The sequence below is a fragment of the Kitasatospora sp. NPDC002965 genome, from assembly GCF_040611255.1.
In the GTDB taxonomy this organism is placed as follows: domain Bacteria; phylum Actinomycetota; class Actinomycetes; order Streptomycetales; family Streptomycetaceae; genus Kitasatospora.
Window position 1 is genome coordinate 1 of the sequence record NZ_JBEXNT010000220.1, and the last position, 9,539, is coordinate 9,539.

At 75.7% G+C, this 9,539-nt stretch carries 8 protein-coding genes and 1 pseudogene; 4 read left to right on the forward strand and 5 right to left on the reverse strand.

The genetic code is table 11. The features are described 5' to 3' along the window. A pseudogene (locus ABZY91_RS40290) lies at positions 1-93 on the reverse strand (N-acetylmuramoyl-L-alanine amidase); the annotation flags it as partial. A 239-nt stretch (positions 94-332) separates the two neighbouring features. Here ABZY91_RS40290 and ABZY91_RS40295 point away from each other — a divergent pair. From ABZY91_RS40295 to ABZY91_RS40310, 4 genes are all read left to right on the forward strand, one after another. Continuing rightward, the gene (locus ABZY91_RS40295) at positions 333-1,337 is read left to right on the forward strand and encodes an N-acetylmuramic acid 6-phosphate etherase (protein ID WP_355409024.1); all 1,005 of its coding nucleotides are present in this window, start codon (positions 333-335) and stop codon (positions 1,335-1,337) included. Positions 1,338-1,624: 287 nt separating this feature from the next. Next, a complete protein-coding gene (locus tag ABZY91_RS40300; protein ID WP_355409026.1) occupies positions 1,625-2,668 on the forward strand; it encodes an ABC transporter substrate-binding protein in 1,044 nt (347 codons plus the stop codon). Between the two features lie 32 nt (positions 2,669-2,700). Then, positions 2,701-3,549, forward strand: coding sequence for an ABC transporter permease (locus tag ABZY91_RS40305; RefSeq protein WP_355409028.1), 849 nt, complete (start codon positions 2,701-2,703; stop codon positions 3,547-3,549). Beyond that, the gene (locus ABZY91_RS40310) at positions 3,528-4,361 is read left to right on the forward strand and encodes an ABC transporter ATP-binding protein (RefSeq protein ID WP_355409029.1); all 834 of its coding nucleotides are present in this window, start codon (positions 3,528-3,530) and stop codon (positions 4,359-4,361) included. The genes ABZY91_RS40305 and ABZY91_RS40310 overlap by 22 nt, the downstream gene beginning before the upstream one ends. A gap of 108 nt (positions 4,362-4,469) precedes the next feature. On the opposite strand, the gene ABZY91_RS40315 is transcribed toward ABZY91_RS40310, so the two are convergent. The 4 genes from ABZY91_RS40315 to ABZY91_RS40330 all read right to left on the reverse strand — a co-directional run bounded on the left by ABZY91_RS40315 (position 4,470) and on the right by ABZY91_RS40330 (position 9,188). After that, positions 4,470-5,948 (reverse strand): SulP family inorganic anion transporter, encoded by a 1,479-nt coding sequence (locus ABZY91_RS40315; protein ID WP_355409031.1) that lies wholly within the window; start codon positions 5,946-5,948, stop codon positions 4,470-4,472. 169 nt (positions 5,949-6,117) lie between these two features. Further along, entirely contained in the window at positions 6,118-6,720 is a 603-nt protein-coding gene (locus ABZY91_RS40320; protein WP_329881201.1) for a carbonic anhydrase, read from the reverse strand. Positions 6,721-7,311: 591 nt separating this feature from the next. Beyond that, positions 7,312-7,995, reverse strand: a complete 684-nt coding sequence (locus tag ABZY91_RS40325) for a response regulator transcription factor (RefSeq protein ID WP_329881203.1) — start codon at positions 7,993-7,995, stop codon at positions 7,312-7,314. Next, positions 7,992-9,188: a sensor histidine kinase gene (locus ABZY91_RS40330; RefSeq protein WP_329881205.1), complete on the reverse strand. Its 1,197-nt coding sequence runs from the start codon at positions 9,186-9,188 to the stop codon at positions 7,992-7,994. Before ABZY91_RS40330 ends, ABZY91_RS40325 begins: the two co-directional genes overlap by 4 nt. Positions 9,189-9,539: the final 351 nt, after the last annotated feature.

Consider the following 9,539-nt stretch of genomic DNA (forward strand, 5'->3'; position numbering starts at 1 on the left):
CTTGCGGGCGTTGCCGATGTCGACCTGCCGGTTGATCTCGGCGGTGTGCGAGAAGTTGCCGGAGTTGTGGCCGGGGTCGAGCAGGACGGTGCGGCGCGCGCTCACCGACGCCCTCGCCTGAGCGACGCCGGCCCGGAACGCCCGGGTCCTCGATCCGACCGCACCTCGCTCCCCGCCCCGGCTCCACCCCGCCCCGGGCAGAGCCGCCCCGACCCGGCGCGCCCCGGTCGGACCCGTCCCGGTCGGGCGCGTCCCGGTCAGGCGCGTCCCCCCTCCCCTCCGTCCGATCCGTCCCCACGTTTCCCCGTCCCCGCACCACCCCGGGAGCACCCGTGCACCACCTGCCGCCCACCGAGGCGCGCAACCCGCGCAGCACCGGCATCGACCGGCTGGACGCGCTGGGCGTCCTGCGGCTGATCAACGCCGAGGACGCCACCGTGCCCACCGCCGTGGCCACCGCGCTGCCCGCCCTGGCCCGCGCCGTGGACGCCGCCGTGGACGCGCTGCGGTCCGGCCGCACCGTGCACTACGTCGGCGCCGGCTCCTCCGGCCGGTACGCCACCCTGGACGCGGCCGAACTGCCGCCCACCTACGGGCTGGAGCCCGGCCGGGTACGGGTCCACCTGGCAGGCGGCCCGGCCGCGCTCACCAGGGCCGCGGAGGGCGCCGAGGACAGCGAGGAGGCCGGCCGGGCCGCGCTCGCGGAGGCGGCGGCCGGGGACGTCGTGCTCGGCCTCGCCGCCAGCGGCCGGACCCCGTACGTGGCGGGCGCCCTGCACGCGGCCCGCGCCGCCGGCGCGCTCACGGTGCTGGTGAGCGCCGACCCCGAGGCGCCGCTCGCCGACTTCGCCGACCTCCACGTCTGCGTGGAGTCGGGCCCCGAGGTCATCACCGGTTCGACCCGGATGAAGGCGGGCACCGCACAGAAGCTCGTCCTGCACGGCTTCTCGACGGCGGTGATGGTCCGTCTCGGCCGTACCTGGTCCAACCTGATGACGGACGTCGCGGCGGGGAACCGGAAGCTCGCCGCACGGAAGCTCACGCTCCTGGCCCAGGCCTCCGGCGCCGGGCCGGAGGCCTGCCGGTCCGCACTGGCCGCCACCGACGGCGAACTGAAGCCCGCCCTCGTGGTGCTGCTCGCCGACGCGGCCCCCGCCGCCGCCCGGGCCGCGCTGGCGGCGGGCGGCGGAACGGTGCGGGGCGCGCTGGACGCGCTCCGCCCGGCGCCCGCCCGATGTCCCGGGGACCTCGCCGGCCCGCCGCTCGACCCGCCCGCGGCGCCGGTGCCGCCCGTACCGCTCCCCGCACCGTCCCCGCCGCCTGCCGCCCGCCCGTGACCACGGGCACCCGGCCGGGGCCCGTCCCACCGAAGGACCCGATCCCCATGCCGGCGCCGACACCCCGCCGCCGACCGCTGCTCCCGCGCGCCGCGACCCTGATCGCCTCCGCCCCGCTCGTCCTCACCGCCCAGCCGCCGACCAACGCCGCCCCCGTCTCGCCCGCCGCCCCCGCCGACGGCGCCGCACCGCCCGCGGCACCCGGTACGGCTACCCGGTCCGGGACCACCAGGCCTGCGCGGCCTGAACCCGCGCCAACCCATCGCACTGACAGAGGAGTTCCACCCATGCACCGCCCCCGTCGCCTCGCCGCCGCACTCGCCGTCGCCGCACTCGCCCTGACCGCCTGCGCCTCCAACGGTCGGACCACCGGCTCCGCCGCCGGCGCCGCGCCCGCCCCGCAGGAACCGCTGCCGACCAGCGTCCCGGCCGGCACCGACCTGCGGATCGGTGACCAGAACGCCCAGCTGGAGGTCCTGCTCAAGGCCTCCGGACAGGACCAGGGAACCGCGTACAAGCTCGGCTACAGCGCCTTCCAGGGCGGCCCGGCGATCCTGGAGGCCTTCCGGGCCGGCTCGCTCGACCTCGGGATCGTCGCCGAGACGCCCGCCATCTTCGCCCAGGCCGCCCAACAGGACGTCAAGGTGGTCGGCGTCGCCCAGACCAGCCGCTCCGCCGTCCACCTCGTCACCTCGCCCGGCAACCCGGCCAGGACCGTCGCCGAACTCAAGGGCAAGAAGATCGCCTACACCGAGGGCACCACCTTCCAGCCCGCCGTCCTCAACGCACTCAAGCGCGCCGGGCTGAAGACCACCGACGTCACCCTCGTCAACCTCCAGGTCCTGGACATCCCCGCCGCCCTGCAGAGCGGCCAGATCGACGCGGCGGCGCTCACCGAGCCGCTCGCCTCCAAGTACCTGCTGCCCAACGCCGAGAAGGGCGCCCACGAGATCACCGACGACAAGGACCTCACCAGCGGCCTGCTGCTGCTCATCACCCCCGGCAAGACCCTCAAGGACCCGGCGCGGGCGGCCGCGCTGGCCGACCTGACCGCCCGCTGGACCAAGGCGCTGACCTGGCAGAACGCCAACGAGGCGGAGTGGGTGGAGCAGTACTACGTGAAGAAGCAGAACATCCCGGCCGCCACCGGGAGCCAGATCTTCCGCAACACCGGCACCGCCGCGTTCCCCTCCTACGAGCAGGCCCTCACCGACCACCAGGCCATCGCCGACCTGCTCACGGCCGCCGGGGCGCTCCCCGGGAAGCTCGACGTGTCGGGCGAGTTCGACCGCCGCTTCGAGGCCGTCCAGCGCCAGGCCCTGGCCGGCTGAGCGACGACCGGCGCTCCCCCGAGAGGACCATCGTGACCGTCTCAACCCCGTCCGCTCCCGCCCGGCCCCGGGCCCCCGGCCGGTCCGGCAGGCCCCGCCGCACCCACCGACCGGTGGGCCGCCCGCGCCGCCGGATCCCGTTCGCGCGCGCCCTCGGACCGGTCCTGCTGCTCGTCCTCTGGTGGGTGGCCTCGGCCACCGGGCTGCTCGACCCGCAGACCCTCGCCCCGCCGGCCGACGTCGCCGCCACCTTCGGCGACCTGGCCCGCAGCGGCGAGCTCCAGGAGCACCTGCTGGTCTCGCTCCGGCGGGCCGCCCTCGGCCTCGGTTTCGGGGTCGCCGCCGGACTACTGCTCGCGCTGGCCGCCGGGCTCAGCCGGATCGGCGAGGCGCTGATCGACGGAACGGTGCAGCTGGTCCGCTCCCTGCCGATCCTCGCGCTGGTGCCCCTGGCCATCATCTGGTTCGGCATCGGCGAGGAGGTCAAGGTGATCCTGGTGGCCCTGGGCACCCTCGTCCCGGTCTACCTCAACACCCACGCCGCGCTGACCGGCCTGGACCCCCGGTACGCGGAGCTGGCCCGGACCGTCGACCTGACGCCGGCCGGGTTCCTGCGGCGGATCGCCCTGCCGGGGGCCGCACCGGGCTTCTTCACCGGGCTGCGGATGTCGGTCACGATCTCCTGGCTGGTGCTGGTGGTCAGCGAACAGATCAACGCCTCCAGCGGCATCGGCTACCTGATGACCCAGGCCCGCACGTTCGGCCGCACCGACGTCATCGTGGTCGGCCTGGTCGTCTACGGCCTGCTCGGCCTGCTCTCGGACACCCTGGTCCGCCTGTTCGAAAGGAGGGCGCTGGCATGGCGCCGCACCCTGGCCTGACCGCCGACACCTTCACCGGTGCGGACCCCGTCGGCGCGACGGACGGTCCCGCCGTCCGGCTGCGCGGGCTCACCCGCTCGTTCGGCGGCCGGACCGTCCTGGACGGCGTCGACCTCGACCTCGCACCCGGCGAGTTCACCGCGCTGCTCGGCCACAGCGGCTCCGGGAAGTCGACCCTGCTGCGGGCCCTCGGCCGGCTGGACGGGTACGAGGACGGCCGCCGGGACGGTCGCCGCGGCGGCGCCGGCCGCGGCGACACCCCCGGTGCGACCGGTTCCGGGACGGCGGACGTCCCGGAGCGCGTCTCGGTGGTGTTCCAGGACGCCCGGCTGCTGCCCTGGGAACGCGTCCTGGAGAACGTGGTGCTCGGTCTCACCGGCCCGGACGCCGGGGAGACCGGACGGACCGTCCTCGCCGAGGTCGGCCTGGCCGGCCGCGAGCGGGACTGGCCGGCCGTACTGTCCGGGGGCGAGGCCCAGCGGGCGGCGCTCGCCCGCGCCCTCGTCCGGCAGCCCGAACTCCTGCTGCTGGACGAGCCGTTCGGCGCCCTGGACGCGCTCACCCGGCTGCGGATGCACGCCCTGCTGCGGCGGCTCTGCGCCCGGTACCGGCCGTGCGTGCTCCTCGTCACCCACGACATCGACGAGGCGCTGGCGCTCGCCGACCGGGTCCTGGTCCTGACCGACGGCCGGATCTCGCACGACCTGCGGCCGTCGGCCGGTACGGCGGGCGGTACGGCGGGCGGCGGGCACGGGAAGGGCCGCGGTGAGCTGCGCGGTGAGCTGCTGGCCGCGCTCGGCGTGGAGGAGTGAGACGCGGGCGGGGCGGCGGGGGCGGGCGGGCCGGACCACCGGCCGTCCCCGCCCCCGCCGCCGTCCCGTCAGACCTGGTCGGGCCGTGCCGGACTCCGTCGGACTCCGTCAGGCCGAGGCCGGGAGACCCACCAACTCGGCCGACCCACTGCGGTTGTGGCGCTCCTGCCAGAGCTCCAGCGCGCTGCGACAGGCGTGGTCGAGGTGGCGCACACCGGACAGGTCGAGCCGGACCGGGCGGTCCGCGGGCAACCGTTCCAGGGTCTCCACCAGACGCGGCAGCCGCAGGAACGTGGCGTTGCCGTGCAGCACCACCTGGATCTCCTCGCCGTCGGAGAGGTCGGCGACCGTCACCTGGAGGTGCGAGGTGTCCCAGGCGCTCTTCAGCACCGCGAGGAGCAGGCCGAGCAGCACCCCTTCCAGCAGGTTGGTGACCACGATCGCCACGGCCGTGACGGCCAGGATCACCGCCTCGCCGCGGTCGGCCCGCCAGAGCGGGCGGAGGGAGCGGACCGGCACCAGCTTGGCGCCCGCGTGCACCAGTACCCCGGCCAGCGCGGCGAGCGGGATCGCCGACAGCGCGGCGGGGATCAGCGCGGCGAAGAGCAGCAGCCAGAACCCGTGCAGCACCCGGGAGGCCTTCGTCCTGGCGCCGGCCTGGACGTTGGCGGCGCTGCGGACGATCACCGCCGTCATCGGGAGCGCACCCAGCACGCCGCAGAGGGTGTTGCCGACCCCCTGGGCGAGCAGCTCGCGATCGTAGTCGGTGCGCGGGCCGTCGTGCAGACGGTCGACGGCCGCCGCACTGAACAGGCTCTCGGCGGAGGCGATCAGCGCGAACGTGAAGGCCGTGCCCAGCACTCCGAGGCTGCCGAGCGCGGCGAGGTCGGAGACGCCGGGCAGGTCGATCACCCCGCCCAGGCCGGCCACCTCGATCCGGGCGACCGGGAGGTCGAACAGCGCGGTGACCGCCGTGGCGGCGGCCACGGCCACGAGCGGCGCCGGGACCACCCGGACCCGGGCGGGCAGCCGCGGCCAGAGCAGCAGGATCGCCACCGTTCCGGCGCCGACCGCGGCGGCGGCGAGCCCGCGCGGGCTGCCGGCGACGTCGGCGACCAGGCCCGGCAGTCCGGCCAGCTTCGCGGGCCCGCCGGAGGGGCCCTTCGCGTCGGCCAGCGCGTAGAGCTGACCGGCGATCAGGACGAGGCCGATCCCGGCGAGCATGCCCTGGACGACCGAGACGGAGATCGCCCGGAACAGCCGGCCGAGGCGGGCCGCTCCCATGGCGAGCTGGAGGAGGCCGGCGACCGCGGTGATCACACCGAGGGTCGCGAGGCCGTGTTCCTGGACGGCGGCGAACACCAGCACGGTCAGGCCCGCGGCGGGGCCGGACACCTGGAGGCTGCTGCCGGGCATCAGCCCGGTGACCAGGCCACCGACGATGCCGGTGACCAGCCCCAGTTCGGCCGGCACCCCGGAGGCGACGGCGACGCCCACGCAGAGCGGGAGGGCGACCAGGAAGACGACGAGGGAAGCGGCGAAGTCGGAGCGCAGAGTGCTCAGCCGAAGGGCGGGACGACGAGTCATCGGGTCCTCGGGAGAGTTGTGGTGTGGGGACGGTGGCGGTGCGGACGACGGCCCTGCGGGCCGTACGGCCGCGAGCGGTACGGGAGCGAGGGGTGCGCAGACGAAGCACGGGGCCCCGGGCCGCGCGGACGCGGACGGTCCTGCTGCGGGCCGTCGCGCGGAACCGGCCTCAAAGCGGGAGGAAGAGGCCGGCGTCCGCCCGGTGCGCGAGCACCAGGCCGGTGTGGATCTCGTAGAACCAGCCGTGGAGTCTGATCTCGCCCTCGACCAGGCGCCGGGCGACGGCGGGGTAGCCGCGCAGCCGGTCGAGCTGGGTGAGGACGTGGCGCTGTACCGGCCCGGCCACGGTCGGGTCGAACACGTCGGCCTCGTCCGCGCGGAGCACCTCGTGGTCGGCGTGGCGCAGCCAGGCGCGGACGGCGGGCACCACGCTGAGGTCCTCGCCGCGGACCACGGCTCCGACCGCGCCGCAGTGCGAGTGCCCGCAGACGACGATGTCGCGGACGCCGAGCACTTCGACCGCGTACTCGATGGTGGCGGTCTCGCCCGAGGAGCCGTCGGCCCGGTAGACCGGGACGATGTTGCCGGCGGTGCGGAGCTCGAAGAGGTCGCCGGGGTCCGCGTTGGTGATCAGCGTGGGGACCACGCGCGAGTCGGAGCAGGTGATGAAGAGGGCCTGCGGGGTCTGGCCGGCCGCGAGGCCGGTGAGCTCCCGGCCGGTGTCTCCCGCGCGCTGCGGGAACGCCCGGGCCCTGTCGATGAGCGGTTCCATGAGGGTGGATGCCTCCTTCGGTGACCCCCTCGGCCTCGGCCGGGAGGGGCGGTGGACGGGCAGGCACGTCGGAACCAGACGTCTCCGGTGGACGGACGGGTACGGGCCGTGGCACGGCGCGCCGAACAGCCGCGCGTCGATGACCCTCGGTGTCCCCCCGGTGACCTGATGCCGCGTCAAGACGAAGTAAAACACGGGTATCGGGAAGGCAAAAGCGCATACCGAGCACGGATCGTGCCGATCCGGTAAACATCCTGTTACCTCGGACGGCAGAGCGCGGCCCCGGGCCCGGCACGCTGGGGCGCGAGGCCCCGCGCACACCGCACCGACCTCGACGAGTAGTTGCGTTCCCGGCGGTACGCGCCCCTTCCGCATACGCACGCCCCCCGGAACGGAGGTGCCGAGGGCCGGCGCCCCGGGCCGGGGCCGACCCTTGCGAACGACGACCCGACCCGCCGGACGGATCGCTGCACGTCGGCGGCGGCGGCTCGAACACCCGTGCCCTTCAGCGGTGTTCGGCGGACACCCGTGCACGCGGCGACCGGCCCGGCGGGACGCCCGGCGGCGCCGGCCCGGGCCGCCCGGGTGGTGTCAGGGGGCCTGGCGGGGGCTCTGCACGAGGCCGGACTGGTAGGCGAGGGCGACGAGTTGGGCCCGGTCGCGGGCCTCCACCTTGGACATCGCCCGGTGGACGTGGGTGCGGACGGTGAAGGGGCTGACGAACATCCGGGCCGCGATCTCCTCGTTGGTGAGACCGGTGGCGGCCATCGCCATCACCTCGCGCTCGCGGGCGGTCAGGGCGGCGAGGCGCTCGGGCACGCCCGCGGGGGCGCGGGCCGGGTCGGGGTGCGCGAGGAGCTGCTCGATCACGGCGCGGGTGGCGGCGGCGGAGAGCAGCGGGTCGCCGGCCGCGACCCGGCGCAGGGCGCCGAGCAGCTCCGTCGGTTCGGCGTCCTTCCCGAGGAAGCCGCCGGCCCCGGCGCGCAGGGCCTGGGCGACGTACTCGTCGATCTCGAAGGTGGTGAGGATGAGCACGCGGGTGCCCGCGAGGTCCGGGTCGCCGCAGATCGCGGCGGTGGCGGAGAGCCCGTCGACGCCGGGCATCCGGATGTCCATCAGGACGACGTCGGGGCGGGTGGACCTGGCCAGCTCGACCGCCTCCCGGCCGTCGGCGGCCTCACCGACCACCTCCATGTCGTCCTCGGCGTCGATCAGCACGCGGAAGGCTCCGCGCAGGAGCGCCTGGTCGTCGGCGAGCAGCACGCGAATGGTCATCGGGGATCCTTGTCCTCTCGGGCGGCGGCGGTGCGCAGGGGCAGTTCGGCGGAGACCAGGAAGCCGCCGCCGGGGCGGTGGTCGGCGGTGAGCCGGCCGCCGACGGCGGAGGCGCGCTCCCGCATGCCGATCAGGCCGTAGCCGGCCGGCCCGGTGGGGCGGGGGCGGGCGGCGGGCCGGTCGTTGGCGACGGCGACCAGGACCCGGCTGCCCGTGTACGTCAGGGTGACGGCGGCGGCGGTGCCGGTGGCGTGTTTGGCCACGTTGGTCAGGGACTCCTGGAGGATCCGGTAGGCGGTCAGGTCGACGCCCGGGGAGAGCGGCTGCGGCTCGCCCTCGACGGTGAGCCGGACCGGCAGGCCGGCGCGTTCGAAGGAGTCGAGCAGATCGGGCAGCCGGCCGAGGCCGGGGGCGGGTTCGAGCGGGGCCTCGGGGTCGTCGGCACGGCGCAGCAGTCCGACCGTGGCCTTGAGCTCGCGCAGCGCGGAGCCGGTGGCGTCGGTGAGGTGGCTGAGCATCTCGCGGGCCTGGGCGGGGTGCCGGTCGAGGAGGTGGACGGCGATGCCGGCCTGCGCGTTGGCGAGGGCGATGTGGTGGGCGACCACGTCGTGCAGGTCGCGGGCGATCCGGATCCGCTCGTCGGCGACCCGGCGGCGGGCCTCCTCCTCGCGGGTGCGTTCGGCGCGTTCGGCGCGTTCCTCGATGGCGGCGAGGTGGGCGCGGCGGTTGCGGACGGAGTCGCCGAGGGCGCCGGGCAGCAGGATCCATGAGACGACGCCGATCTTGGCCCCGATCGGCCCGTCGGGCTCGTTGATCGCGGTGACGATGGTGACCAGCACGGCCACCACGCCGGTGGCGATCCGGGCGGTGGTGCGGTCGGTGTGCACCGCGACGAAGTACAGCGCGGCCACGAGCGGGGCGATCAGGCCAGGGGTGAGCTGGACCACGGTGAAGCAGATCGCCAGGCCGCCGACGAGGGTCGCCGCGAGGACCGCCCAGGGGCGGCGCCGGTGGGCGAGGACGGCGGCGCTGGAGAGGACGGCCAGGGTGAGGGCGGCCGGATCGGGCTCCAGGTGGTTGCCGAAGCGGTCGGTCATGGTCGACCCGGCGGTGACGACGAGAAGCCCGAGCGTGAGCAGCGCGTCGAGCAGGCGGGGGTAGCGGCGGGCCCGGCGCAGCCAGGTGTCGGTCATGCTCGCATCTCCAGGTCCGGGGGTGCCCTGGCGGCTCCCCCGGCCGGGGGTGCCAGTTCGGTACGTCGCGCGGAGGCGGTGGGGCGGGTGGGGCGGGTGCGTCGGGTGGGGTGGACGGGGCGGTTTCGGTGGCGCGGTTCGACGGCGTGGTTCGTACCAGTTTGACCGGTCGGGCCGTCGGAACGGAGGCCGGGGCGGCCTCCCGCCTGTGAGACCGGTGACACCGGGGCCGTCCCCCGCCGGCCGCCCCCCCCCCCCCCGCGCCCCCCGCGCCCCCCCCGGGGGCCCCCCCCCCACCCGGCAGCCCGCGGGCACCACCCAAATAAACAAAAAAAAAGCAGAAAATAAGAT

Excerpts from the sequence above, each read along its gene's own strand:
- ABZY91_RS40330 (WP_329881205.1), bottom strand. The coding sequence starts at position 9,188 with ATGACCGACACCTGGCTGCGCCGGGCCCGCCGCTACCCCCGCCTGCTC.
- ABZY91_RS40325 (WP_329881203.1), bottom strand. The coding sequence starts at position 7,995 with ATGACCATTCGCGTGCTGCTCGCCGACGACCAGGCGCTCCTGCGCGGA.
- ABZY91_RS40315 (WP_355409031.1), bottom strand. The coding sequence starts at position 5,948 with ATGACTCGTCGTCCCGCCCTTCGGCTGAGCACTCTGCGCTCCGACTTC.
- ABZY91_RS40320 (WP_329881201.1), bottom strand. The coding sequence starts at position 6,720 with ATGGAACCGCTCATCGACAGGGCCCGGGCGTTCCCGCAGCGCGCGGGA.
- ABZY91_RS40310 (WP_355409029.1), top strand. The coding sequence starts at position 3,528 with ATGGCGCCGCACCCTGGCCTGACCGCCGACACCTTCACCGGTGCGGAC.
- ABZY91_RS40300 (WP_355409026.1), top strand. The coding sequence starts at position 1,625 with ATGCACCGCCCCCGTCGCCTCGCCGCCGCACTCGCCGTCGCCGCACTC.